At 69.6% G+C, this 25939-nt stretch carries 21 protein-coding genes; 7 read left to right on the top strand and 14 right to left on the bottom strand.

The window, feature by feature from the left end:
• Nucleotides 1-382: 382 nt before the first annotated feature.
• From hutG to VSR71_RS10420, 5 genes are all read right to left on the bottom strand, one after another.
• Entirely contained in the window at nucleotides 383-1342 is a 960-nt protein-coding gene (gene hutG / locus VSR71_RS10400; RefSeq protein ID WP_342913799.1) for a formimidoylglutamase, read from the bottom strand.
• On the bottom strand, nucleotides 1339-2637 hold the full coding sequence (locus tag VSR71_RS10405) for an MFS transporter (RefSeq protein ID WP_342913800.1): 1299 nt from the start codon (nucleotides 2635-2637) through the stop codon (nucleotides 1339-1341). The genes hutG and VSR71_RS10405 overlap by 4 nt, the downstream gene beginning before the upstream one ends.
• Before the next feature lie 89 nt (nucleotides 2638-2726).
• The gene (hutU, locus tag VSR71_RS10410; protein ID WP_342913801.1) at nucleotides 2727-4406 is read right to left on the bottom strand and encodes a urocanate hydratase; all 1680 of its coding nucleotides are present in this window, start codon (nucleotides 4404-4406) and stop codon (nucleotides 2727-2729) included.
• Between the two features lie 743 nt (nucleotides 4407-5149).
• Nucleotides 5150-5866 (bottom strand): histidine utilization repressor, encoded by a 717-nt coding sequence (gene hutC / locus VSR71_RS10415; RefSeq protein ID WP_342913802.1) that lies wholly within the window; start codon nucleotides 5864-5866, stop codon nucleotides 5150-5152.
• Nucleotides 5867-5901: 35 nt separating this feature from the next.
• Nucleotides 5902-9291 (bottom strand): diguanylate cyclase, encoded by a 3390-nt coding sequence (locus VSR71_RS10420; protein WP_342913803.1) that lies wholly within the window; start codon nucleotides 9289-9291, stop codon nucleotides 5902-5904.
• Nucleotides 9292-9638: 347 nt separating this feature from the next.
• Here VSR71_RS10420 and VSR71_RS10425 point away from each other — a divergent pair, with 347 nt between their 5' ends.
• Nucleotides 9639-10055, top strand: coding sequence for a nuclear transport factor 2 family protein (locus VSR71_RS10425; protein ID WP_342913804.1), 417 nt, complete (start codon nucleotides 9639-9641; stop codon nucleotides 10053-10055).
• A 191-nt stretch (nucleotides 10056-10246) separates the two neighbouring features.
• Nucleotides 10247-11134 carry a c-type cytochrome gene (locus VSR71_RS10430; RefSeq protein ID WP_342913805.1) on the top strand — a complete coding sequence of 296 codons (888 nt, stop codon included), beginning with the start codon at nucleotides 10247-10249 and terminating at the stop codon, nucleotides 11132-11134.
• A 40-nt stretch (nucleotides 11135-11174) separates the two neighbouring features.
• Here VSR71_RS10430 and VSR71_RS10435 read toward each other — a convergent pair whose 3' ends face one another.
• Nucleotides 11175-12263, bottom strand: coding sequence for an acyltransferase (locus VSR71_RS10435; RefSeq protein WP_342914071.1), 1089 nt, complete (start codon nucleotides 12261-12263; stop codon nucleotides 11175-11177).
• A gap of 406 nt (nucleotides 12264-12669) precedes the next feature.
• Between VSR71_RS10435 and VSR71_RS10440 the strand changes: the two genes are divergently transcribed.
• Nucleotides 12670-13143, top strand: a complete 474-nt coding sequence (locus VSR71_RS10440) for a (2Fe-2S)-binding protein (RefSeq protein ID WP_342913806.1) — start codon at nucleotides 12670-12672, stop codon at nucleotides 13141-13143.
• A gap of 16 nt (nucleotides 13144-13159) precedes the next feature.
• Complete coding sequence (locus tag VSR71_RS10445) at nucleotides 13160-15409, top strand: xanthine dehydrogenase family protein molybdopterin-binding subunit (protein ID WP_342913807.1); 2250 nt, start codon at nucleotides 13160-13162, stop codon at nucleotides 15407-15409.
• Nucleotides 15410-15449: 40 nt separating this feature from the next.
• On the opposite strand, the gene VSR71_RS10450 is transcribed toward VSR71_RS10445, so the two are convergent.
• Entirely contained in the window at nucleotides 15450-16256 is an 807-nt protein-coding gene (locus tag VSR71_RS10450) for an anti-sigma factor family protein (protein ID WP_342913808.1), read from the bottom strand.
• On the bottom strand, nucleotides 16243-16866 hold the full coding sequence (locus VSR71_RS10455) for an RNA polymerase sigma factor (RefSeq protein ID WP_342913809.1): 624 nt from the start codon (nucleotides 16864-16866) through the stop codon (nucleotides 16243-16245). Before VSR71_RS10455 ends, VSR71_RS10450 begins: the two co-directional genes overlap by 14 nt.
• A gap of 178 nt (nucleotides 16867-17044) precedes the next feature.
• On the opposite strand from VSR71_RS10455, the gene VSR71_RS10460 reads away from it, so the two are divergent.
• The 3 genes from VSR71_RS10460 to VSR71_RS10470 all read left to right on the top strand — a co-directional run bounded on the left by VSR71_RS10460 (nucleotide 17045) and on the right by VSR71_RS10470 (nucleotide 18818).
• Entirely contained in the window at nucleotides 17045-17923 is an 879-nt protein-coding gene (locus VSR71_RS10460) for a metallophosphoesterase (protein WP_342913810.1), read from the top strand.
• A gap of 13 nt (nucleotides 17924-17936) precedes the next feature.
• The gene (locus VSR71_RS10465; protein ID WP_428979382.1) at nucleotides 17937-18308 is read left to right on the top strand and encodes a cupredoxin domain-containing protein; all 372 of its coding nucleotides are present in this window, start codon (nucleotides 17937-17939) and stop codon (nucleotides 18306-18308) included.
• Nucleotides 18309-18530: 222 nt separating this feature from the next.
• Nucleotides 18531-18818, top strand: coding sequence for an ArsR family transcriptional regulator (locus tag VSR71_RS10470; RefSeq protein WP_342913811.1), 288 nt, complete (start codon nucleotides 18531-18533; stop codon nucleotides 18816-18818).
• Between the two features lie 35 nt (nucleotides 18819-18853).
• Here the strand turns inward: VSR71_RS10470 and VSR71_RS10475 are convergent, their stop codons facing one another.
• The 6 genes from VSR71_RS10475 to VSR71_RS10500 form a co-directional block, all read right to left on the bottom strand.
• Nucleotides 18854-20401: a lytic transglycosylase F gene (locus tag VSR71_RS10475; RefSeq protein WP_342913812.1), complete on the bottom strand. Its 1548-nt coding sequence runs from the start codon at nucleotides 20399-20401 to the stop codon at nucleotides 18854-18856.
• Nucleotides 20402-20598: 197 nt separating this feature from the next.
• Nucleotides 20599-20949 carry a hypothetical protein gene (locus VSR71_RS10480; RefSeq protein ID WP_342913813.1) on the bottom strand — a complete coding sequence of 117 codons (351 nt, stop codon included), beginning with the start codon at nucleotides 20947-20949 and terminating at the stop codon, nucleotides 20599-20601.
• A 368-nt stretch (nucleotides 20950-21317) separates the two neighbouring features.
• Nucleotides 21318-22547: a CoA transferase gene (locus tag VSR71_RS10485; RefSeq protein ID WP_342913814.1), complete on the bottom strand. Its 1230-nt coding sequence runs from the start codon at nucleotides 22545-22547 to the stop codon at nucleotides 21318-21320.
• Nucleotides 22544-23542 (bottom strand): tripartite tricarboxylate transporter substrate binding protein, encoded by a 999-nt coding sequence (locus VSR71_RS10490; protein ID WP_342913815.1) that lies wholly within the window; start codon nucleotides 23540-23542, stop codon nucleotides 22544-22546. Before VSR71_RS10490 ends, VSR71_RS10485 begins: the two co-directional genes overlap by 4 nt.
• Nucleotides 23543-23584: 42 nt before the next feature.
• Entirely contained in the window at nucleotides 23585-24694 is a 1110-nt protein-coding gene (locus tag VSR71_RS10495) for a nitronate monooxygenase (protein WP_342913816.1), read from the bottom strand.
• On the bottom strand, nucleotides 24694-25923 hold the full coding sequence (locus VSR71_RS10500; protein WP_342913817.1) for an acyl-CoA dehydrogenase family protein: 1230 nt from the start codon (nucleotides 25921-25923) through the stop codon (nucleotides 24694-24696). The genes VSR71_RS10495 and VSR71_RS10500 overlap by 1 nt, the downstream gene beginning before the upstream one ends.
• Between the last annotated feature and the right edge of the window lie 16 nt (nucleotides 25924-25939).

Consider the following 25939-nt stretch of genomic DNA (forward strand, 5'->3'; position numbering starts at 1 on the left):
ACATCGTTGGCTTCTATAACCCAGTGCGCTTGCACTCAACCCTGGGGTATCTGTCGCCCACTGCCCACGAGGCGAAATCGACAGTGAAAGAACCTATCCGCCTGTCCGAAATAACTTGACCACCACACCCGCTTGCGGGAGAGGGGCCGGGGGTGAGGGCAGGAGGGGCCATGGCTGACGCCCATGAGTTAGAACCGAAGGCCTTGCTTGATGTGGTGCCTAGCTAGACCACCCCTCACCCCAACCCTCTCCCCTGAGGGGAGAGGGAGAACACCTTGCTTAGGCTAGTTCGGGCGGTTTGGGCGCACTTTGCCTAGGCTAGTCCGGGCGGTCTGGGTGCACTTTGCTCAGGGCCAGTTCGCTTGTCTTTGACGAGCTTGCTTCAGCCACCCAGCAGCCTGTAGCACAACCGCGCCGCCACCCGCGCCCCACACCCATCCCGGTCGTACAGCGGATTGAATTCCGCGATGTCCGCCACGCGCAGCTTGCCGCTGTCGCGCAGCCGCGTGGCGATGGCTTCCACCACGGACAGCGGTACGCCGTACGCGGCCGGCGCAGACACGCCCGGCATTACCGCGGCGGGCAGCACGTCGAGGTCGATGGTCAGGTAGACATGGTCGGCTTCTGCCACCCATTCATCCAGCGCGGCCAGGCGAGCGTCGAGGTGGCGCTCCTGCAGGTCCGCATCCTCCACATACCGCACCCCCAACGTACTGGCGCGCGCGAACAGCGCGGCCGTATTGCCGAGCCGGCTTACGCCCAGGCAGGCGTAGTCGAAGCGCAGGCCGCGCCGCTGGCAGTCGATGGCGATCTGGTCGAAGGGCGTGCCCGAGCTGGCGGGGCGGCTGCCACGCAGGTCGAAGTGCGCATCCAGGTTGACCACCAGCACGCGGCCGCGGTCGCCGTGCGCGTCCAGGTGCGCGCGCAGGCCCTGCCACGTGCCCCAGGCCACCTCGTGGCCGCCGCCAAGCACCAGCGGCCAGGCGCCCACCGCCAGTTCGGCGGCGACGGCCTGACCCAGCCGCTGCTGCGCGTCTTCCAGCGCATCGCCTTCGCAAAGGATGTCGCCGCCGTCGATCAGGCGGCCGATGCCGTGCGCCGGCACGCCCGCCAGTGCGCGGCGGATCTCGCGCGGGCCGCCGGCGGCGCCGGGCCGACCCTGGTTGCGCAGCACGCCGGCATCGCAGCAGAAGCCCAGCAGCACCGGCACGCCGGGCGTGCGCGGCGTGGCCGGCCCGCCGACGATGTCGAACAGGCGGCGGGTATCGCCCGCTTCGCCGGCATCGCGCCGGCCGCGCCAGACCGTGTCGCCGGACTGCGCGAGTTCGGCCAGGTCGCTCATTTCAGGCGTCGTCCCAGGGTTTCGGGCACCATCGCCAGGCCGATCAGCGAGACCAGGCCGCAGCCGATCACGTACAGCGCCGGCGCGTTGGCGTCGCCGGTGATCTGGATCAGCCGGGTCGAGAAGTACTGCGCAAAGCCGCCGAAGATGGCGATCGCCACGCAATAGGCAATGGACAGGCCGGTGGCGCGCAGGCGCTGCGGCAGCACCTCGCTGACCAGCACCATCGTCGCCGGCGCGGTCATCGACATCGGCACCGACAGGCAGCCCACCACCAGCAGCAGGCGCGCCAGCGACGGCTCGGCATTGATCAGCACGAAGGCCGGGTAGATCATCGCCAGCAGCGCCACGCGCGACCACAGCACCACGGTTTTGCGGCCGATGCGGTCGGCAAGCCAGCCGGCGAACGGCGACAGCGCCACCTGCACCAGCGCGGCAATGCACGCGGCCCAGATGCTCAGCGACAGCGGCATCTTCAGCACGCTCACGGCGTAGTTGCTGATGTAGTAGACGACGATGTAGGTGGAAGAGGCCAGGCCGATCATCAGCAGGATGCTGGCAAGCACCTCATGTGCGTGCGCACGCAGCAGTGGCCATTGCGCGGCATGCTCGCCGTGGCGCGCGGGCGCGGCGGTCTCTTCCAGCCGGCGGCGGATCAGCAGGCCGACGGGAATCACCAGGATGCCGATCAGGAAGGCCAGGCGCCAGCCCCACGCTTCCAGGTCGGCCGGCGCGAGCACGTTGCTCAGCACCAGGCCGGTGATCGCGCCCAGCAGCGCCGCCAGGCCCTGGCTGAACGGCTGCCATGCGGTATAGAAGCCGCGCGTGCGGTCGTCGGCGTATTCCAGCAGCAGCGCGGTGGAGGCGCCCATCTCGCCGCCAATGGCGAAGCCCTGCACCAGCCGCGCGATCACCACCATGATCGGGGCGAGGATGCCGATCTGCGCGTACGGCGGCGTGACCACGAAGATCAGCGAGCTCAGGCCCATCAGCCACAGCGTCAGCGCCACTGCCGGCTTGCGGCCGGCGCGGTCGGCGTACATGCCGATCAGCAGGCCGCCGAGCGGACGCATCAGGAAGCCGACGCCGAAGGTGGCGAACGACATCAGCAGCTGGCCGGTGGGATTGTCGACGGGGAAATAGAGCCGGCCGATCAGCGTGGCAAAGAAGCTGTAGACCACGAAATCGTAGAACTCGAGGCCATTGCCGATGGTGATGGCGGCAATGGCGCGCGTGCGCGACAGCGGCGGCTGCGGCGCGGCGACCGCCACGCCGGCGGTGGTGTCGATGGACATGGGTGTCTCCGTGAAGGGTATGGCGACGGCCGGGTGCGCGCGTGGCGCCCCGGCCGGTAAGGCGGCTCTTGCTGGCCTGTTGGCCGGGATCAGTCGCGCGACGCGTTCAGCATCGGCAGGTCCAGGCCCTGCTCGCGTGCGCAGTCGACAGCGATCTGGTAGCCGGCGTCGGCATGGCGCATCACGCCGGTGGCGGGGTCGTTGTGCAGCACGCGGGCGATGCGCGCGGCGGCCTCATCGGTGCCATCGCAGACGATCACGACGCCGGAATGCTGCGAGAAGCCCATGCCCACGCCGCCGCCATGGTGCAGCGAGACCCAGGTCGCGCCGCTGGCGGTGTTCAGCAGTGCGTTCAGCAGCGGCCAGTCGGAAACGGCATCCGAACCGTCCTGCATGGCTTCGGTCTCGCGGTTGGGGCTGGCGACCGAACCCGAGTCCAGGTGGTCGCGGCCGATCACGACCGGCGCCGACAGCTCGCCGCTGCGGACCATCTCGTTGAACGCCAGGCCCAGCTTGGCGCGCAGGCCCAGGCCGACCCAGCAGATCCGCGCCGGCAGGCCCTGGAAGCTGATGCGCTCGCGCGCCATGTCGAGCCAGCGGTGCAGGTGCTCGTCGTCGGGGATCAGTTCCTTGACCTTGGCGTCGGTCTTGTAGATGTCCTGCGGATCGCCCGACAGCGCGGCCCAGCGGAACGGGCCGATGCCGCGGCAGAACAGCGGGCGGATATAGGCGGGCACGAAGCCGGGGAAGTCGAAAGCGTTGGCGACGCCTTCTTCCTTGGCCATCTGGCGGATGTTGTTGCCGTAGTCAAAGGTCGGCACGCCCAGCTTCTGGAACGCCAGCATGGCTTGCACGTGAGCGGCCATCGAGGCCTTGGCGGCCTTCACCACCACGGCCGGCTCGCGCTGCGCGCGCTCGCGGTATTCGTCCCAGGTCCAGCCGGCGGGCAGGTAGCCGTTGAGCGGGTCGTGCGCGCTGGTCTGGTCGGTGACCATGTCGGGGCGCACGCCGCGGCGCACCAGTTCGGGCAGCACTTCGGCGGCGTTGGCGCACAGCGCGATCGAGATCGCCTTGCCTTGCGAGGTGTAGCGGTCGATGCGGGCCAGCGCGTCGTCCAGGTCAGTGGCCTGCTCGTCGACGTAGCGGGTCTTCAAACGGAAATCGATGCGGCTCTGCTGGCATTCGATGTTGAGCGAGCAGGCGCCGGCCAGCGTCGCGGCCAGCGGCTGCGCGCCGCCCATGCCGCCCAGGCCCGCGGTCAGCACCCAGCGGCCCTTCAGGTCGCCGTTGTAGTGCTGGCGCCCGGCTTCGACAAAGGTTTCATACGTGCCCTGCACGATGCCCTGGCTGCCGATGTAGATCCAGCTGCCGGCGGTCATCTGGCCGTACATGGCCAGGCCCTTGGCGTCGAGTTCGTTGAAGTGTTCCCAGTTGGCCCAGTGGGGCACCAGGTTGGAGTTGGCGATCAGCACGCGCGGGGCGTCGCGGTGAGTCTGGAACACGCCGACCGGCTTGCCGGACTGGACCAGCAGGGTCTGGTCGTCTTCCAGGCGGGTCAGCGCCTCGACGATGCGGTCATAGCACTCCCAGTTGCGGGCGGCGCGGCCGATGCCGCCGTAGACCACCAGTTCCTTCGGGTTCTCCGCGACCTCGGGGTCGAGGTTGTTCATCAGCATGCGCAGGGGGGCTTCGGTCAGCCAGCTCTTGGCGGTGAGCCTGGTGCCGCGGGCGGCGCGGATTTCGGTGTCGCGGAAACGGGTGGTGGTCATTTGGACGGGCTCCTTCGGTGTCTCTTTGCTTTGCCTTGGGGTGTCGCTTTTTTGGGCGACGCATAGGCATGTATAATCTTGTATATACAGGTAAGGATGTATAGGGGTTATCCCGTAGTTTTGGTGTTCGTTTATTGCTCCTGTGGAACTGGGGTCGCTTTGCGGACCTGGCAGGCTCGCTTGAATGGTTGGCGTAGCTGGCAAGGCACTTTTTGTCCGGGCGACAAAAAGGATGGTGGCGGCACGGCGATTTGGCTTTCTTTACTTCGTTGGGGCTCCGGCCCTCACCCCGGCCCTCTCCCGCAGGCGGGAGAGGGAGCGAACAAGCGGGCAGGGAAAGGCTTGCACCCGCGATAGCGCCAAGCGAGCGCAGCGACGCGTTCCATGCCAGGGGCCCCCGACCTGAGATACTGCCGGCGCGCAGCGCAGCCGTAGGCGTTCCTGAGTTGACCCACGCAGCAGGGGCCACCCACAGCTCTGGGCTCGTTCAATCACCGCGTTAATCCCAGCCACCTTGGCGCACCAAGGCGTCAGGCAGCCCTGCTCCGCAACGAAGCAAAGCCCCGTACGAAAGCCCTTGCCCACTACGATAAGAGTGGCCGCCCGCAGGGCCGTAAACGCGCTTTTTGGTGACTTTTTGTCGCTCGGACAAAAAGTTACCCGCCCTTCAGGGCGGAACCGGGCATATCAAATATCCACCAGATGCCAAGCCCTAGCCAATCACGCAAACAAAGCCCAAATAATCAGGAAGTAAACCGCCCCTCAAGCCGATGCAACGACCCCGGATGCACCAGCCTGACAGACGTCACGACCCTTCCAGCCGACCATGTCCGTCTCCGGATCAGCAGGCACGGCTCGCCCTTGTCGATGTCCAGCAATGAGCATTCCTCCGGATGCGCCAGCACGGCTTCCACAACGTGCTCGCCTTCGGTCAGCGGCGCGACGCGCGTCAGGTATTGATAGGGCGTTTCGCGCGTAAAGTCCTGCTCCAGGTAATCCGGCGCGACGGAGGCATTGACGTAGCGGTCTTCCAGCTGGATCGCGACATCGTCTTCATAGTGGACGATCACCGAATGGAACACGCGCTGATCCAGCGGCACATCCAGTGCCGTGGCCTGCACGGCCCCGGCGCGTTCTTCCTGCACACTGATCACCCGCGCATGATGCCGATGCCCCCGCGCCGCAATATCATCCGCAATATTGTTGACCGCATAAAGCGCGGTCCGCAGCTTGGGCTCGGCCACAAACGTCCCCACCCCCTGCAGCCGCACCAGCATCCCCTCCGCGGTCAACTCCCGCAGCGCCCGATGCACGGTCATGCGGCTGACGCCCAGCGCTTCCACCAGTTCAGCCTCGGAGGGCACCCGATGGTGAGGCGGCCAGCTGCCGTCAGCAATCCTGCTGCTGATGTGTTGCTTGACGCGCGCATAGAGCGGCGCCGGCGTGGATGCGAGCGGCAACGTTTTCCCCCGGGTGGCGACAGCCGCCGAATGTATCACGCGCCCTGGTGTTGTTCGACGCCGCGCGGCCCGCACGCTTGCAGGAATGCATCGAGAGGCGTCGGCCGCCCGATCGCATAGCCCTGCGCATAGTCGACGCCGATCGCGCGCAGCGCGTCGAGCGTGCGTTCGTCCTCCACCCACTCCGCCACGGTCTTCACGCCGAGCCGGTGGCCGATGTCGTTGATCGAGCTGACGATCTCGCGGTCGACGGCGTTGTCCGCCAGCTGGCGGATAAAGCTGCCGTCGATCTTCAGGAAATCGACCGGGAACTGCTTCAGGTAGGCGAACGACGACAGCCCCGAGCCGAAGTCGTCGAGCGACACGGTGCAGCCCGCGCGCCGCATTTCCGACACCAGCCGGTTGGCCGCCGCCATGTTGTTGATCAGCGCCGTCTCGGTGATCTCCAGCCGGATGCGGCTGGCGGGCAGCGCGCTGGCATCGAGCTCGGCATGCAGGAAGGGCAGCAGGAACGGTTCGCCCAGCGAGTTGGCCGACAGGTTGATCGACACCGACAACCCCGGCACCGCACGCAGCCGCTCGCCATAGCCGTGCAGCACATTGTGGATGACCCAGCGGTCGACATGGCCCATCAGGTCGTAGCGCTCGGCGGCGGGAATGAAGGCGCCGGGCAGGATCATTTCGCCGCTCTCGTCGACCATGCGCACCAGGATCTCGATGTGGCGGATTTCTCCACGGCCCGTGCCGGCAGGCTGCAGCGCGCGGATTTCCTGCGCGAACAGGCGGAAGCGGTTGGCTTCCAGCGCCGAGTGGATGCCCGCGGCGACTTCCAGTTCGCGATGGTGGCGGCGCGCGTCGCTCTCGTCGCGCCGGTAGACCGAGACCCGGCTGCGGCCGGCGGCCTTGGCGGCGTAGCAGGCGACGTCGGCGCGGCTCATCAGTTCGCTGACGGGCGGCACGTCGAGGTCGATCGCGGCGATGCCGATGCTGGCGCCCATGTCATAGACCCGGCCTTCCCACGGGAAGCGCCGGCCGCGAATGGCGTCGATCACGCCCTGGCAGACCTGCTCGGCCTGGTCCACGGTGCAGTCCTTGAGCAGCAGCGCGAACTCGTCGCCGCCCAGCCGCGCCAGCAAGTCTTCGGGGCGCACGTGGTTGCGGATCAGGTAGCCCAGCTCGCGCAACAGCACGTCGCCGGCGCCGTGGCCGGCGGTGTCGTTGACGATCTTGAAGCGGTCCAGGTCGATGAAGCACAGCGCGGCGCGGTGGCCATGCAGCCGCGCGGCGTCGCAGGCCTCGCGCAGGCGCTTTTCGAACCAGGTGCGGTTGGGCAGGCCGGTGAGCGCGTCGTGCATGGCCGAGCGCGCCAGCTCGCGCTGCAGCGCGCGCGCGGTGGTGATGTCCTGGAACACCAGCACCGCGCCCAGTACTTCGCCGGCGGCGGTCAGCACCGGTGCGGCGGAGTCCTGCACGTCGTGGCGTTCGCCGGTCAGGCTCTGCAGCACCGCGCCGTCCTGCAGGTAGGCAGGCGTCAGCGTGCGCAGGCAGGATTCGACCGGGCTGGGGATCGGCTCGCCGGTGGCTTCGTCGACGATGCGGAAGACCTGCTCAAGCGGCAATCCGCAGGCGCTGCACATGGTCCAGCCGGTCAGCTGCTCGGCGATCGGGTTCATGAAGGTGACGTGCATATTGGCGTCGGTGCAGATCACCGCATCGCCGATCGAGCGCAGCGTGATATGCAGGCGCTCTTTCTCTTCGAACAGCGCCTCGGTCAGGCGGCGCTGTTCGGTGATGTCCCAGTTGGTGCCGACCAGCGCATGCGCCATGCCGTCGGCGCCGCGCGTGACCATGGCCATGGCGCGCACGTGGCGCACCGCGCCGTCGGGGCGCCGGACGCGGTACTCGGTGTCGAACGGCGCGGCGCCGCGGATGGCCTGGCGCATCTCGGTACTGACGCGGCTGACGTCTTCGGGGTGCAGCATGGCGACCCACTGCTCGGACTGTGGCGCGCCGAGCGCGGGATCGGTGCCGTGCAGCGCATACATGCGCGCGTCCCAGGTGATGACGGCGCTGGCGAAGTCCCATTCCCAGATACCCACGCCGCCGGCCTCTACCGCCAGCTGGATGCGGCGCGACAGCCGTTCCAGCTCTTCCTGCGCCAGCTTGCGCGAATGGACGTCCTCGACCTGGGCGATAAAGTGCTGCGGCGCGCCGGTGTGCTCGTCGCGCGCCAGCGAGACCGCCAGCAGCGCCCAGCGGTACTGGCCGTCCTTGTGCCGGTAGCGCTTCTCCATGCGGTAGGACTCGATCTTGCCGTCCATCAGCAGCGCCGCCTGGCGCAGGTCGTCGGTCAGGTCGTCGGGGTGGGTCAGCTGCTGGAAGGTGATGGCGCGCAATTCCTCGGCGCTGTAGCCCAGCAGCTCGGTCATGGCGCGGTTGACGGTCTCCCAGCGGCCGTCCATGCCAACCAGTGCCATGCCGATCGCCGAATGCTCCATGGCCTGTCGGAAGCGCTGCTCGCTGCTGCGCAGGCTGGCGCGGCCATGGCGGTTCTGTTCGGTCAGGTAGGCGATGCAGACCGGGAGCACCATGATCACCGCGGCCGACAGCGGTACCGCTTCATGGCGGTGCCCGGCCAGCATCAGCGCCTGCAGCGACAGTGTCGCCACCAGCGTCAGCAGCGCGGTGGCGAACGGGTTGCCGGCCAGCGCCACCAGCACCAGCGGCAGCGACATCGCGGCAAACGGGTCGTTACCCTGCCATTGCGCGAGCGCGCCGATCGCCAGGCACAGCGCCAGCAGGCCGGCCTGTGGCACCAATACTGGCCGCGCGAAGGCGGCGCGCACGCGCCCGGGCGTCATCGACAGCATCATCGGCAGCAGCAGCGCCATGCCCAGCGCGCTGGCCTGCCACCAGGTCCACCACACCGACGCAAAGGCAGTGCCGTGCAGGCTCGCGATGGCCGCGGCACCCGCGCTGGCGCCCAGCGCCGGCGCGACGATGCCGGCGACCGCCAGCATCACCGCGAACGACGCCAGCGGCCCGTGGCGGAACAGCCCGGCGTGCCGGTCGAGCAGCCGCAGCAGGCCGGTGGCGCACAGGATCTCGGCCAGGTTGGCGCCGGCCAGCATCAGCGCGCTGGTGGTGCTGTCGCCGGCGGCATGGTTGGCCAGCAGGTTCGCGCCCAGCATGCCGGCCAGCAGCCACGGCGTCTCGCGGCGGGGTCGGTGCAGCAGCAGCCCCAGCGCGAAGGCGTTGGGCAGCCAGACCGCGGCCACGTTGCCCGGCAGCCGCGCCAGCCACATGCCTGCCGCTGCCAGGGCGAAATAGCCGGCACCGGCCAGCAGCAGGGGCTGCCAGCGGCGCGGCGTGGCGGAATGGACAGTGGCGGCCTGGTGGCTCGGCGGGGCCGTATCGGGCGTCATGGACGGGTGCGGTGCAAAGGGCAGCAAATCGGTCGGGGCCGGGCGGCAGGCCTGGCGCGCCTGGCGACGGGGCAGTATCGGCCCGTCGAGGCGCGGACGGACTGCCGCCCAGCGTAGCGGCAACTGTAACGGGGATGGGCACCCGAGCAAAAGCCGGACAGCGGGCTGCAGTGGGCGTTGTTGCCACTGGTGTTCGCGCCGGTTTTTTGGTAGGGCGGCGGGACGGGGGTGGGGGAAGGCCGGCGATGACCTCGCGGGTAATCGCGGCGCTCCGGCGCGGCATCCATCATGCAGCCATGGCCCGCCAGCCGGGCCGACCGGAACCCCAACCAGCACAGGAGAACACCATGTCAGCTGCCGTCCAGTCTTCCCAGTCCACCGCTGCCACCGTGCCCGCCGATCCCGCCACGCTCGCCGACCGCTACCTCGCCGCCTGGAACGAAACCGATCCCGCGCGCCGCCGCGAACTGATCGCGCTGGCGTGGACCGAATCGGCCAGCTATGTCGATCCGCTGATGCGCGGCGACGGCCATGCCGGCATCGACGCCATGATCGCGGCGGTGCAAGGCAGGTTTCCCGGCTTCCGCTTCACCCGCGTCAGCCCCGTCGACGCGCATGGCGAGCACCTGCGCTTCAGCTGGGAGCTGGGGCCCGCGGGCGAGCCCGCGTTGGTGGTCGGCACCGATTTCGCCACCGTTGCCGCCGATGGCCGGCTGGCGCGCATGACCGGCTTTATCGACCGGGCTCCCGCCGGGCTGGCCTGAGCGCCCCGGGCCCAGGTGCCCACGCGCCCTCAGCGCCTCAGCGCCTCAGCGCCTCAGCGCTCCAGCGCTCCAGCGCTCCAGCGCCCCGGCGCCCCGGCGCCCCGGCGCGCCTGTGTGGCCTTGCCCACCGACAGCCCCCCGTCCGCTGGACGCATGCTGCTGCATCCAGTGCGGCGGACGGGGGAGCGAAGATGGCGCGTGTTTTGCGAGTGGCGGCGTGGGGGCTGGCCGGCGTGGCCGCCGCCGTGGCGGTGGCGGCCTATGCCGCGGTCTGGGTCGGCGAGCGCAAGGCGTCGCGGATCGTGGCGGTGCAGGTCGCGCCGCTGCCATTGCGCGACGACGCCGCCGCCATCGCCCACGGCAAGTACCTCTACGAATCGCGCGGCTGCATGGAGTGCCACGGCGCCGGCGCCGGCGGCAAGCAGGTGTTCGACGATCCCAACGGCCTGCGCGTGCGCGCGCCCGACCTGACCCGCGCCAATCCCGCCATCGCCGCGTACCGCGCCGAGGACTGGGTGCGCAGCGTGCGCCATGGCGTGGCGCCGTCGGGCAGGCCGCTGCTGATCATGCCGAGCGAGGACTACAACCGCCTCAGCGACGAAGACCTGAGCGCGCTGGTGGCCTACCTGCGCAGCCTGCCGCCAGGCATGGGCGCGCCCGCCGAAGTCAACCTGCCATGGATGGTGCGGGCGCTGTACGGCGTGGGCATGGTGCGGGACGCGGCTTCCAAGATTGACCACAGCCTGCCGGTGCAGCCCGCGCAGGTGCCGGCGCCGACGGCGAAGTACGGCGGCTATGTTGCCAATGCCTGCCTGGGCTGCCACGGACACGACTTCAGCGGCGGCAAGATCCCCGGCGCGCCGCCCGACTGGCCGCCGGCGGCCGACCTGCGCCCGGTCTCGGGCGGCGCCATGTCGCGCTATGGCCAGGCCGGCGCGTTCATCGAGATGATGCGCAGCGGCAAGCGGCCCGACGGCTCGAAGATCAGCCGCGTGATGCCGTTCGACTCGTTCGGGCGCATGAACGATACCGAACTGACCGCGCTGTACCTGTTCCTCGCCGATATGCCGCGGCGCTGACGGCGCGCTGTCACTGCACCCCGCGCTTGCACCCCGCGCTTCATTGCCTTGCCAGCCGGCGCCCGGCGGCGATGCCCGGCAGTTCCACCCAGCGGTGCAGCAGCAGCGCCAGCCCCAGCGCCAGCGCGGCGTCGATGGCAAAGCGCAGCAGCTGCAGGCCGGTCTGGTCGGGCGTCAGTTCCGGCATCAGCCGCTTGACGCCCTCGATCACCGTGGGATGCACCAGGTAGAGCGCGTACGACAGCTCGCCCAGCCACACCAGCGCGCGCGGCACGCGCAGCATGCCGGTATGCTCGGCCGCGACCGCGCCCGCCAGCAGCAGTGCCGCCGGCACGCCGCGGCCGGCCAGGCTGAAGTCCGGGCCGACCAGCGGCAGCGACAGCGCGAACGCCGCGCAGCCGGCGGCCAGCATCGCCAGCGCGATCGACGGCGTCAGCAGGTGGCGCCAGCGCGCATAGGCCCAGGCCAGCAGGCAGCCGAGCAGGAATTCCAGCACCAGCGGATTGCTCGCCATCGCCAGCCATGGCGCTGCGAACGGATGGCCCTGTGCGGGATCGGCGACCAGCGTGCCGAAGCGCCACCACGGCAGCACCAGTGTCGCCAGCGCGAACAGTGCCAGCACCACCCACAGCGCGCGCCGCCCGGCCAGCAGCAGCCCGAGCGCGAACGCTGCGTAGAACGCGATCTCGTAGTTGAGCGACCAGCCGACGTACAGCGCCGGATAGCCGTAGTAGGGCGCATGCGCGGTGCTGGTGGGCAGGAATGCCAGCGACGCGGCGAACAGCGCCGGCGTCACCGGATTGAGCAGCAGCGCGTGGAGCACTGACATCGCCCAGTACGGCGGCGCCAGCCGGAACGCGCGGCGCACCAGGAAGCTGAACGGGCGCTCCGGCCGCGGCCGCGCCAGCACCGCGACCCAGGCAATGATGAAGCCGCTGATGACGAAGAACACATCGACGCCGACGTGGCCGCGCTTGATCACATTGGCGGTCAGCCAGCCCAGCACGGGGGCGTCGGCCCCGCCCAGCGCGAGGCCGGAGTGGTAGACGACCACGAAGGCCGCGGCCAGGCCGCGCAGCGCCTGGATGCTGTCGAGCCGGGCAATGGCAGGGGAGATGGCAGGCGCGATGCGGGAGGCGGCGGGAGCTTCGGCGGCGCGCGGGCGTGCCGCGGGCTGCACGGCGCGTGGCGGTGCTGGCGTACCCGTCACCGGATGGTGGCGTTGTGGAATAGTCGGCGGCACTGTTTCAGCGGCAGGAATCCGCAAGCGATGAATCCATGAGGGACAGCGGGGGGATGCACAAAGTTCGTGCAAAAGCCGTCTGAACGCGCATTTGCGCCGCACCCGGCGCACGGCCTCCGGCAAGGTGACCGGAATTGCACTATCCTCACTTGTCCCGTGCGCCACGCTGTGCGCGCGGGCAGTGCCCCCGCATCCCCACGCGTTTGCTACACGCCGGCCCCCGCTGGCGCTGACCGCGTGCGGGCCCGGGCACGCCATGACCAGTGGGCAACGTACCCAAGGAGTGTCCCCCATGACCACCCTCAACATCAACGTCAACGGCAAGACCCGCACGGTCGATGTGGATCCGTCCACGCCGCTGCTGTGGGCGCTGCGTGACAACCTCGACATGACCGGCACCAAGTTCGGCTGCGGCATCGCCGCGTGCGGTGCCTGCACCGTGCATGTCAATGGCCAGGCGACGCGCAGCTGCGTGACGCCGGTTTCCGCCGCCGCCGGCGCCAGCATCACCACCATCGAAGGCGTGGACACCGACAAGGTCGGCCGCGCCGTCCTCGACGCGTGGATCAGGCACGATGTCGCGCAATGCGGCTACTGCCAGAACGGGCAGGTGATGAGCGCCATCGGCCTGCTGCGCGGCAAGCCGCGCCCCACTGACGCCGACATCGACCAGGCCATGGCCGGCAACCTGTGCCGCTGCGGCACGTACCAGCGCATCCGCGCGGCGATCAAGGACGCCGCGCGCGCGCTGGCCCCGTTGGCCTGAACAGGAGGAACCGATCATGCGAATCCGAGGCATTGAAGCACTGGCCGGTGGCCAGGGTAGCAACGACGGCGCGGCGCAGGGCGGTGGCATTGCCACGCTCAGCCGCCGCGGCTTCCTGAAACTCACCGGCCTGGCCGGGGGCGGGCTGGCGCTGGGCGTGGCTCCGCTGGCGCAGGCGCAGGAAGCGGGCAGGTCCAAGGCACCGCCGCCGCAGGCGTTCCTGATCATCGCGCCGGACAACACCGTCACCGTGGCGGTGAACCGGCTCGAGTTCGGCCAGGGCGTGCATACCGCGCTGCCGATGGCGCTGGCGGAAGAGCTGGACGCCGACTGGCGCAATGTGCGCGCAACGCTGGCGCCGGCGGGCGACGCGTACAAGGATCCCGCCTTCGGCATGCAGATGACCGGCGGCTCGACCGCGCTGAACCATTCGTTCGAGCAGTACCGCGAGCTGGGCGCGCGCGCCCGCGCCATGCTGGTGACTGCCGCCGCGCAGAAGTGGAAGGTCGATCCGGCCAGCGTCAAGGTCGAGCAGGGGGTGCTCACCTCCGGCAGCCATCGCGCCACCTTCGGCGAACTGGCGCCGGCGGCGATGGAGCTGCCCGTGCCGCAGCGGGTCACGCTGAAGGACCCGGCGCAGTTCCGCATCGTCGGCAAGCCCACGCAGCGGCTCGACGCGCGCGGCAAGATGGCGGCGACCACACCGTTCGGCATCGACACCAGGCTCGACAATATGGTGGTGGCCGTGGTCGCGCGGCCGCCGCGCTTTGGCGGCAAGGTGAAGTCGTTCAACGCCGACAAGGCGAGCGCGGTGCAGGGCGTGCACGGCGTGATGCAGGTGCCGGTCGATCGCGGCGGCACCGGCGTGGCGGTCGTCGGCAGCGGCTACTGGCCGGCCAGGATGGGCCGCGACGCGCTGGAGATCCAGTGGGAAGACACGGGCTCCAAGGCCTCGTCGCAGGCGCTGTTCGAGGAGTACGCCAGGCTGGCCGCGCAGCCCGGCATGGTGGCGCGGGCAGGCGAGGGTGATATTGGCGCGGCCATCAGTGGTGCCGCGCGCAAGGTCGATGCGGAGTTCCGCTTCCCCTACCTCGCGCACGCGCCGATGGAGCCGCTCAACTGCACGCTGCAGCCCGACGTGCAGGGCGGCAAGGTGCAGGCGGTCAAGGTATGGGTGGGGTCGCAGTTCCAGACCGTCGACCAGGCCGCGATCGCGCGCACGCTGGGCCTGCCGCCCGACAAGGTGGTGCTCAACACCATGATGGCCGGCGGCGGCTTCGGCCGGCGCGCGGTGCCGACCTCCGACTACCTCGTCGAAGCGGCCAACGTGCTCAAGGCCTGGGTCGCCGCGGGGCATGCCGAGCCGCTCAAGGTGGTGTGGAGCCGCGAGGACGATATCCGCGGCGGCTACTACCGTCCGCTGCATTTGCACCGCGCGCGCATCGGCTTCGATGCGCAGGGCAAGGTGGTGGGCTGGCAGCACACCGTGGTCGGGCAGTCGATCCTGAAGGGCACGCCGTTCGAGCCCTTCATGGTCAAGAACGGCGTCGACGCGACCATGACCGAGGGCATCGTCGAGAACGACTACGACCTGCCGCTGCAGATGTCGGTGCATCACCCGCAGGTGGACGTGCCGGTGCTGTGGTGGCGCTCGGTCGGCAACACGCATACCGCCTTCGTCAAGGAAACACTGGCCGATGAAATGGCCGCCGCCGCGAAGCAGGACCCGGTGGCGTTCCGGCTGGCGCGCCTCGACGAGAAGAAGCACGCGCGCCATCGCGCCGCGCTCCAGTTGGCGGTCGACAAGTCCGGCTACGGCAAGCGCAAGCTGCCCAAGGGGCATGCGTGGGGCGTGGCGGTGCACGAGTCGTTCAGCACCGTGGTGGCCTATGTGGTCGACGTGTCGCTGGTGAAGGGCGAGCCGCGCGTGCACCGCGTGACCGCCGGCGTGCATGCCAACCGCGTGGTCAACCCGCTCTCGGCCGAAGCCCAGATCCAGGGCGGCTGCGTGTTCGGGCTGGCGATGACGAAGCCGGGGTTTGCCATCGAGATCGAGAATGGCGCCGTGAAGAACAGCAACTTCACCGACTTCCCGCCGCCGCGCATCACCGACGCGCCGGTGGTGGACGTGCTCTTCGTGCCGTCGCAGGACAACCCCACGGGCCTGGGCGAGCCGGGCGTGCCGCCGATCGCGCCCGCGGTGGCGAATGCGCTGTTCCGGCTGACCGGCAAGCGGCAGCGGCAATTGCCGTTCGTGCTGGCGTAGGCGGCCGCCAGGGACTGGCGGGCGGCGCGTGCGTCCGGGGCTAGGGCGCGCGGCCGTCGGCCGTTTGCCATGCCTGGCGGAAGCGGTGCAGGTCCGGCGCGCTGGCGTCGGTCACTGCCCAGTAGTCCATGCCCCCCGCCTGCCAGCGCTCGATGCGGTAGCCCTGCCGCAGCCATGCGCCATCCATGTCGGCCGGATGCACCGCAGCGGCGGCGGGCAGCACGAAGACGTCGATCGGATGGTGGTTGCGCCGGTAGACCAGCACGGCCACGCGCTGGCCATGCAGGTAGTCGAGCCGTCCGCCGGCAAGCGGAAACCCCTCGGCGGCCAGGTCGTACACCGGGGGCGCATAGTCGAGGCGCCCGTTGAACCAGGGCTTGATCGTGTGGCGGTCGGTCGAGGCGATGTCGATGGTGTGCGCGGTGACCAGCGCGCGCACGTGGCTGCCGACCACTTCCCGCGTCATGGCTTGCTGCGGCGACTCCTGCCTCGCCACCAGCGTCAGCGCGAAGGCCAGCGATGCCACCGTCAGCGCCGCCAGCCCGGCGTTGACCGCCGGACTCCATGAGAACCAGCCGCGCCAGCCGGCGCGCGTGGCCTGAGCCGCCATCGGCCCCGTCGTGCCGGCTGGCGGCAGGGCCGCGGCGATGCGCGCGCGCAGCGCCGGGCTTGCCTGGTGGTAGGCGGCGCCTTGCCGCACGGCGGCGCGCAGGGCGCGCAGGCGGCGCAGTTCAGCCGCGCACGCGGGACACGTCGCCAGGTGCCGCTCCAGCCGCGGGCTTTCCGCCGCGCCGAGTTCGTCATCGGCGCAGGCGGGCAGGAGTTCGCAAACCTCATTGCAGTCCATGGCCTGTCTCCCCGGCCGGGCGCGATGCCGGCGCCACTGCCGCTACGCGCGGAGCAGCCGTTGCGGCATTGCCCTCGTGACGCAGCGCGGTGACCGTGGCCGCCAGCATCCGGCGCCCGCGCGCCAGCCGCGACATCACCGTGCCGATGGCGATATCGGCCACGCGGGCGATATCGCGGTAAGGCAGCTCCTCCAGCTCGCGCAGCACAAGCACCTCGCGATAGGCCAGCGGCAGCTGCTCCAGCGCACGGTGCACCAGCATCACGTCTTCCTGGCGCAGCAGCCACTGCTCCGGGCTGTCCGGGCCGTCGTGCCAGGCGGGCAGGGGCTGGTCCTCGTGCAGGTCGTCGTAGCCGCACACTTCGCCGGCGGCCTTGCGCTTCTGGCAGGCGGTGAACCAGGTGTTGCGCACGATCGCCAGCAGCCACGGCCGTGGCTGGTCGCCACGGAAGCTGCCGAACAGCCGCCAGGCGCGCAGGAAGGCTTCCTGCACCACGTCGTCGGCTTCCACGGCGCTGCCCGACAGCCAGCGCGCCAGGTTGTAGGCGGCATCCAGCTGCGGGAGCACCAGTTCGTCAAAGCGGCGGCGTTCGTTGGATGCGTGATCCATGCGAGCCTCGGTTGGTTGCGGCGCCGATGCGGCAGGTTCCCGCGGATCTGGTAATACCGGCACTGCGGCCAGTTTATTCCCGCCGCGGCCAGATTTCGCGCAACTGGCCGCGAGCGGGAATAAGCGGCCGCGCGCGGCGGTATGACAGGCAATGCAGCAACGCCGCGAAGGAGGCACCATGGACACACTGAAGCGACGTGATTTCCTCAAGCTGGCGGGGGCCGCCGGCGGTGCGGTATTCGCGTCGGGGCTGCCGGGGTGGGCGCACGGGCGCGACCAGGACTTCTATTTCGTGCAGCTTTCGGATTCGCACTGGGGCTTCCAGGGCCCGGCCAATCCCGACGCGCGCGGAACCTTGCCCAAGGCGGTCGCCGCGGTCAATGCGCTGCCGCAGGCACCGGACTTCATCATGTTCACCGGCGATCTCACCCACACCACCGACGATGCGCAGGAGCGCCGGCGCCGCCTGCGCGAGTTCCGCGACGTGATCGGCGGCCTCGGGGTCAGGACAGTGCGGCTGATGCCGGGCGAGCACGATGCCAGCCTCGATGCCGGCGCGGCCTTCCAGGAGTTGTTCGGGCCGACGCACTACACCTTCGACCACAAGGGCGTGCACTTCATCGTGCTCGACAACGTCTCCGATCCGGCGGGGCGCGTCGGGGACGCACAGCGCGCATGGCTGGCGGCGGACCTGGCGCGGCAGGCAAAAGACGCACGCATCGTGGTATTCACGCACCGGCCGCTGTTCGACCTGTATCCGCAATGGGACTGGGCCACGCGCGACGGCGCGCAGGTGATCGAGACGCTGATGCCATATTCCAACCTGACGGTGTTCTACGGCCATATCCATCAGGAGCACCATCACATGACCGGCCATATCGCGCATCACGCGGCGCGCTCGCTGATGTTCCCGCTGCCGCCGCCGGGATCGCAGCCGCAACGCCTGCCGCTGCCATGGGACGCGGCCCGGCCCTATCGCGGGCTGGGGTGGCGCCAGGTCGAGGCCAGGCCCGCGCCCCCGCGGTTTGCACTGGACGAGCGGCCGATCGCCGCCTGAGCCGGAGACCGCCATGCCTGCATCGACAATGGGACGCCGCACCGCCATGGGCCGGATGCTGGGGCTGGGGATGGCGCTGGCGGCCGGCACCGGCCGCGGCGATGCGGCGGCGCCGCGCGTGATCCGCGTGCATGCGCGCAAGTTCGTGTTCACGCCGGACCGTATTGCGCTGCGCGCGGGCGAAGCCGTGGTGTTCGAGCTGACCGCGCAGGACGTGATCATGGGCTTCAGCGTGCCGGACCTCGGCGTGCGGGCGGATGTGCCGCCCGGCAAGACCGTGCGCCTGCCGGCGACCGCCCGTGGCGCCGGCCGCTACGGCTTCCTGTGCGACATCTTCTGCGGCTCGGGGCACGAAACCATGAACGGCGTCATCGAGGTCTCGTAGCCCGCCATCACCCGGGCGGGTCACCCCCATTGCGCCGGCAGGCCACGCCGGCGCGCCCTGGCACCATGTTGTAATCGTGCAGCCGACAAGGCGGGCGGCAGGCGGCCCTATTGCCTTTGCCCTGCGAGCCGCGTAGAACGTAGGGGAATCGGCGCCGGCAGTGGCGCCGCAGCCGCCTGCCATGCGCGGCAGCGCACAATGCCAGAGGATCGAGGTGTGGCCATGGAGACCCAAGAGAGCGCGCTGACGCTTGCCCTGATGACCCAACCCGCGCGGGCCACGATCTGCCGCGCGCTGCTGGAAGCCGGCGAGGAAGGGGTGCCCGCCGCCGAGCTGGCGCGGCTGGCCGGCCTGAGCCTGCCGCGCGCCGCGCATGTGTTCCAGGAACTGATGCAGGCTGAAGTGGTGGCGCTGGCCATCCGCGAGCGCCAGGTCTGCTACCTGCTCAAGGCCAGGCGCGCGGTACGCGAGGCGCTGGGCTATATCGACAGCAGCGGCCTGGCTGACTGACCGACGCGGCTCACACGCCGGCGCCATGCCGGCGCCTATTTGCGCACCTGCTCCAGCGCCCGCTTGCGCGCGGCCTCCTGATCCTGCATCAGCCGGTACGCCGCGTAGTACTTGAAGATATTGCGCACATAGGTGGTGGTCTCGATGCCGATCTTTTCCGCCACCACGATCTCGACATTGTTGAACCACTTGTCGGGATTCAGCCCGCGCGCCGCCGCTTCCTTGCGCATCTTGGCAATATTGCCCGGCCCGGCGTTATAGCTGGCAAAGGCGAACAGCGGCCGGTCCGATTCCGAGAAATGCGCGTCGGGGAAGTACTTCGTCATCAGCCGGTCCATGTATTTGGCGCCGGCATGGACGTTGGACTCCGCCATCCTGATATTGCCGACATTCAGTTCCTTGCCGGTGGCCGGCATGATCTGCATGATGCCGACCGCGCCGACATGGCTGCGCGCCTCCTGGTTCAGCTGCGACTCCTGGAAGCCCTGCGCGGCCAGCATCAGCGGGTCGAAGCCATAGTCCTTGCCGTACTTCTCGAAGAAGGCGATGGTCTGCTGGAAGCGCTTGTACTCGGCATCGTCGGTATTGTTCTTGATCTGCTTGACGCGCTGCATGTACTGCTTGAGCAGGTACTCCGCCACGCCCTGCTTCTTGACGTAGTTGACGTAGAAGTCATCGATCGCCTGCCGCAGCTGCGGGCTGTTCTTGCGGAAGGCCCAGCCGACATAGCCGCCTTCGCGCACGGCGAGGTCTTCGCGCACCTTGATGTCCGGCAGGATCTGCGCCCACATCGCGGCCTTCCAGTCGTCGACCACCACGATCTGCAGCACGCCCGCGTTGAGCATCTCGAGCGCGTCTTCGTCTTCGAGCGCGTCGGGCAGCAGGACCAGCTTGATCGGCGCCTTGCCGGCGTGGCGCAGGCCGTCATTCAGCACGGTCAGGCTTTCGAAGTAGCTGCTGGCGCGCCGTACGTGCACGGTCTTCCCGGCGAGGTCGTCGAGACGCTGCAACGCCGGCGACTTAGGCCCGGTGACCACCAGCTCGCGCACCGGCTTGCGGTCGCGCGGCGCGGCGAAATCGACCTGCCTGAGCCGGCTCTCGGTCTCGGTCAGGTTGCCGGCGGCGATATCGCCAAGCCCCGCCATCAGGTCGGGCAGCAGGCGATCGCGCGTGGTCGGGATGATGATGACGGTCAGCGGGCGCTTGCCGAGCTGGTCGGCGTACTTCTTGTTCAGGTAGCGCTCGAAGTTGCGCACCAGCTCCGCGGTCAGTCCGCGCTCGCGCCCCTTGTCGCTGAAGTAAAGCGTGCGGCTGTATGGCACCAGCACGCGGATGACGCGGCTCTTGAGCATCACGTCGAAGTCGCCGGTGCGGGGCTTGTTGGCCAGGCTCATGCCACGTGGCTTGGCGGGTGCCGCCTGGCTCGCCGGCGCGGCAGTTGCCGGTGCCGCCGCGGCGGGCGCCGGCTTGGGCGAAGCCGGCATTTGCTGCGCGACGGCAGAGGGCGCGCGCAGGTCGAGGAAACCCATCAGGCCGGCTAGAAGGAGGCCTGCCAACCATAAGGACGGGCGGGCAGCGGACATGGCGTGGAATGCAAGCCGCGCAAGCATGCGCGCGGCTTGCCCACATCGAGTCTAGGCGCGATACGGCGCCTTGCAAGCACGGGCCAGTGCGCCGGCTGCGGAAGGGCTGCGAAGACATGCGCAACGCGTCGAGCGCGGGAAAAGAAGATGGCCGGCTTGCGCCGGCCATCCATGGCATCTGTACCTGCGCGATGCCGCTACTGCTTGGGCGCTGCCATTTCCTGGCGGGCCGCGGCGTCCGCCGCCTGGTTCTCGACCTTGCGCTCCTGCTTGGCCTCGCCGACTTCTTCCTTGTACTCGCCCTTGGCGGCCTTCTTCTTTGTCTTGTATTCGTCGGAGGCGCGCTTGCGTGCCTCGCGGCGCTCGACCAGCGGGTCCTTGGGCGGTTCGATCTGGGTCATGCCGGGCGGTACGCCCTGCGCGCCGGCCGGGGGCGCCGCGGGCGCGGCCGTGGTCTGGGCGAAAACGGTGGCGCAGCTGAGGCCTGCCACGCCGGCGGCAATCGCACCGACGATCTTGGGAAGGCGAGCGGGCTGTTTCGGATCCATGGAAAACCTCCAGAGTTGTTGTCGGACGCGCCGGCAGTGGAGGGGCCCGGCGCGGCTGAAACCGCGCATCGCCACCGAGGCGGCGATGCAGCGGTAGCCCTCAGTCTAGGCACCGGGGCCGCGTTGCGCTGTCGGTCGAACGCTGATGCGGCGCTGCCATTACTCTTACACGGCGGCATTGATGCATGGCCGCAACAAACTCCGGTAAAGGGGGCCGACCGTCACTCAACACCCGATCGCGCACCGCATCGCGCGGCCTCCGGCGCGGATTTCAGCGAGGCGGCGACAACGCCATACCGGCAGTGCGGCAATCCCTTCACAGCATGCTGAAGCGCGGCGGAGGCAAGCGCCGCCGCCAGCGGTGAGCGTCAGATCACTCCCTCCGCCCGAAACGCCTGCATCTCCTGCCGGGTCAGCCCGACCGCGGCGTAGATCTCGTCGTTGTGCTCGCCCACTGACGGCCCGGTCCGTGGCACGGCGGGCTCGTACCCGGAAAAGCGCGGCACGTGGCACGGCGCGGGGACCGAGCCCAGGTCCGGATCGGGCAGGCGCACGATGGCCTCGCGCGCGCGGAAGTGCGGGTCCTCCAGAATGTCCTGGATGGTGAAGATCTTGCTGAACGGGATCTGGTGCGCCTCCAGCGCCGCCGCCACGGCGTGGTAGTCGTGCGCCGCGAACCAGGCGCAGATGGCGGCATCCAGCGTGTCGAGGTGCCGAACGCGCGCCGGGTTGGTGGCGTAGCGCGCATCGTCCGCCAGTTCCGGCTGCCCGATCGCCGCGCACAGGCGCCGGAAGATCGGGTCGGACGATGCCACCATCGACACCCAATGGCCATCGGCGGTCGCATACATGTTGGACGGCGCCGTGTACGTGGCCAGGTTGCCCGCGCGCTGGCGCACCTGGCCGAGCTGTTCGTATTCCACCGCGAGCGGCTCCAGCAGGCGGAACAGCGCCTCGGTGGCGGACAGGTCGATATCGCGTCCGGGCGCCGCGGGATCGCGCCGGCGCTCCGCCGCCGCGGTGGCAATGGCGAATGCGCCGAACAAGCCCGCCACCACATCGCCGGCCGGATAGTTCATGTGCAGCGGCGGGCCGCCCGGCTCGCCGGCAAGGTTGGTGAAGCCGCTCATGGCTTCAAACACGCGCGCGAAGCCTGCGCGCGACGCGTACGGGCCGGTCTGGCCGAAGCCGGTCAGGCGCAGGACGATCAGGCGCGGGTTCGCTTCGCGCAAGGTCTTGGCGTCGAGGCCCCAGCGATCGAGCGTGCCGGTGCGGAAGTTCTCGACCAGCACGTCGAATCCGGGCAGCAGCCTGAGGAACAGCGCGCGCCCCTGCGGCTGCCGCACGTCGAGCGAGATGCCGCGCTTGCCGCGATTGGCCACCTTCCAGTAAAGCGGCAGCCCATCCTTGACAGGGGCCAGGCCACGCAGGGGATCGCTACCGTCGGGCAGCTCGAGCTTGACCACGTCGGCGCCCATGTCGGCGCACAGCGTGCAGGCGAGCGGGGCGGCCAGCACCGTGGCCATGTCGAGGATGCGCAGGCCGGCGAGCGGGCCGTCGGTCTTGCCGTTGCCGTCCACAAACGAAGTCTGGTTCATGCGTCCACCTTGATGTCGCGCGCCTTGATCAATGCTGCCCAGCGCTTTGCCTCGGCCTGCAGCAGCTGGTCGAACTGCCCGGCGTCGAGCGCGAGGACTTCCGCGTCCAGCGCCGCCAGCCGGCTGCGCACGTCGGCGGTGCCCATCGCCGCCTGCAGCGCGGCGCCGAGGTAGTCGACGATGGCCGGCGCCGTGCGTGCGTGAACGGCCAGGCCATACCAGGACTGCACCAGCGCATCGGGATAGCCCGCCTCGGCGATGGTCGGGACCTCCGGCAGCGAGCGCGTGCGCCGCGAGGCATTGACGGCGAGAGGGCGCACGCGCTTCGACTGGATCAGCGGCAGCACCAGGTTCTGTGACACCAGCGCGAACTGCAGCTGCCCGCGTCCCAGGTCCGGCACCGAAGGCGGCTGGCCCTTGTAGCCGACATTGGTCACGCGCACGCCGGTGGCTTCGAAAAAAAGCTCCTGCGCCAGATGCAGCGAGCTGCCCGCGCCCGGCACCGGCACGTTGACCGCGCCGGGCCGCGCCTTGGCCCACGCCGCGAATTCCTTCAGCGTCTTCACGGGCACGTCGTTGTGCACCACGAACACCGACGGCACCGCCGCCACCGAGCCGATGGCCCGGAAATTCTGCACACGGATGCCGGAGTCCGGGTAGAGCGTCTGCGCCACCGCCAGCACCGGCGTGACGCCGAGCAGCGTGTAGCCGTCCGCCGGCGCGCGACTGGCGAACTCGATGCCGATGCGGCCATCGGCACCCGGCTTGTTCTCCACGACCACGCGCTGTGGCAGGTCGAGCGACATGCGGTCGAGCGCGGCGCGCAGCGTGACATCCACCACACCGCCCGCCGGGTAAGGGATGACCGCGCGCAGCGGCCGCTCGGGGAAGTTGCCCGGGCCGGTGCCGGCGCGGGCCAGCGCCGGCAACAGGCCGGGCGCGGCCATCATCAGGGCGGTCTGGAACGCGGTCCTTCCGAATGCTCGGCGATCCATGTTGTCTCCTTTCATTCTTGTATCTGTGTTGGCGCCTGCCGGTCAGTCCGGCAGGTAGGGGCGCAGGCATTCGAGCGACTGGCGCGTCTGCCGCACCAGCCGGTCCATGATCCGCGCCACCGGCTCGACTTCCTTCACCCAGGCAACGCTCTGGCCGGCCGCCTCGTACATCAGCGGCGCGATCTCATGCTCTTCCACCGCCGCCAGCAGCCTGCCGGTCAGCGCCTGCTGGTAGGGCATGTCGAGCGGCGCCGGGGCATCGGCTGCCGCCCACGCATCGGAGAAGGCGCTGCGTACCACGCGGCAAGGCTTGCCGCTGTGCGCACGCGTGATCACCGTGTCTTCGCTGCCGGCGGACAGCAGCCGGTCGGTCAGCGCGGCCGGCAGCCGGTGCTCGGCGCTGCCCAGCCACACGGTGCCAAGCCAAGCGCCCTGCGCCCCCATCGCCAGCGCCGCGGCGATCTGGCTGCCTTCGCCGATGCCCCCGGCGGCAAGCACGGGGCGTCCCTCGGCAGCCGCGATGATCTGCGGCACCAGCGTGAAGGTGCCGATCGTGCCGGTATGTCCGCCGGCGTCATAGCCCTGCGCGACCAGCACGTCGACGCCGGCCGCGATCGCCTTGCGCGCATGCTTGACGGCGCCGACCAGCGCCATCGTGGTCTTGCCGGCACGGCGCACCCTCGCGATGGTATCGGCCGGCGTGCCGACACCGGCGGCGAACACCTCCAGCTCGCTCTCCGCCACGGCGGCGACCTGCTCCTCGAACAAGGCCTGCGAACGCACGTACTGCGAGAAGAAGTTGCCCGCCGTGGCCGGCGGCACGTCGAAGCGCGCGAACAGGCCGTCGACGAAGCGGCGATGTCCTTCGGGGATCGCGGCGCTGACATCTTCGGGGGTGGAGACGCCCGGCAGCGTGGTAGGCAGCAGCAGGTCCACGCCGACCGGCGCCTCCGGGCACAGCGCGCGCAGGTCGCGCAGCTTCTGCGCCAGCTCGTTGGGGCCGTCGCGTGCCGCGGCATACACGCCGAGCCCGCCGGCGTTGGAAATGGCCGCGGCGACTTCAATGCTGTGCGCCAGCCCGAACACCGGGTAGCGGATCCCCAGCCGGCGGCACAGCGCGTTGGCCAGGCCCTGGTCGGTAGTGCTTGCCATCACTGCGCTCCGAACAGGTCCGGCTCGAAGTCGAGGCACGGGTGCTGCGGCATCGCCGAAGCGGTCTTCATCACGTATCGGCCGATCAGGTTCTTGTGGACCTCGCTGGTGCCTTCGCCGATCTGGTTCATCTTGGCGTCGCGCAGGAAGCGCTCGATCGGATACGCATTCAGGTAGCCGTTGCCGCCCAGCAGCTGCGCGCAGTCCACCACCACGCGCATGCACAGGTCGGTGCTGTGCATCTTGGCGATTGAAGCGTGGATCGAGGTCTCGGGGTCCTTGCGGTCGTAGCGCTGCGCCGAACTGTAGACCAGACAGCGCGCGGCTTCGATGCGCGCTGCCATGTCGGCCAGCATCCACTGGACGCCCTGGTGCTCGCCTACCGCCTTGCCCGATACCTGCCGGTGTCCGGCGTATTGCGCGGCAATCTGCAGCGCGCCGGTCATCCGCCCCAGCGCGATCGCGGCATGGCCGATGCGTGCGCGCACCAGCGTGTCCTGCGCCAGCGCCATGCCCTGTCCCTCATCGCCGAGGCGATGCGAGACCGGCACGAAGACATCGTCGAGCCGGACCTCGGCGATCGGCACGCCATGCCAGCCGAGCTTGGGAATGATCGGCGAGACACTCAGTCCTTCGGCATCGCGCGGCACCAGGAACGCCGTCAGCCCCTTGCTGCCGCCAGGACCGTCGGCAAGCGAAGCCACCACGACAAACATGTCGGCCACGTTGGCGCGGGTGATGAATTTCTTTACGCCGGAGAGTCGATAGCCGCCGGGCTGCCGGCTGGCGACAGTGCGCAGCCGGGCGAGGTCCGAGCCGGCGCCGGGTTCGGTCAGCGCGAACGCGGACTGCTTGCTGCCGTTGGCGAGCAGCGGCACCGTCTGGGCGCAAAGCTCCGGCGACCCGCCCGCGACGATCGGGCGCGAGGACAGGTCGGTGCCGGTGACGAGCGACGCGGCCGTGCTGCACGTCCGCGCAATCTCCTCGATGATCCTGACGCGCAGCAGCATCGAAGCCTCGGTGCCGCCGAGCGCGGCGGGAAACGCCGTGGCGAGGACGCCGCTTTCCGCCAGCGCGCGGAAGGTGTCCCAGGCGAACTCGTCGTTGCGGTTCACCGCGTTGGCCCTGGGGCCGATGGTGTCGCGGACCAGTGCCTGGACACGGGCCAGCATGTCGTTCTCCGCCGCATCGAGCGGCGCCAGCGGATGGTGTTCGGCGGACAGGGGCATGGGGCGGGGTCTCCTT

Source organism: Cupriavidus oxalaticus, from assembly GCF_038900635.1.
GTDB lineage: Bacteria > Pseudomonadota > Gammaproteobacteria > Burkholderiales > Burkholderiaceae > Cupriavidus > Cupriavidus oxalaticus_B.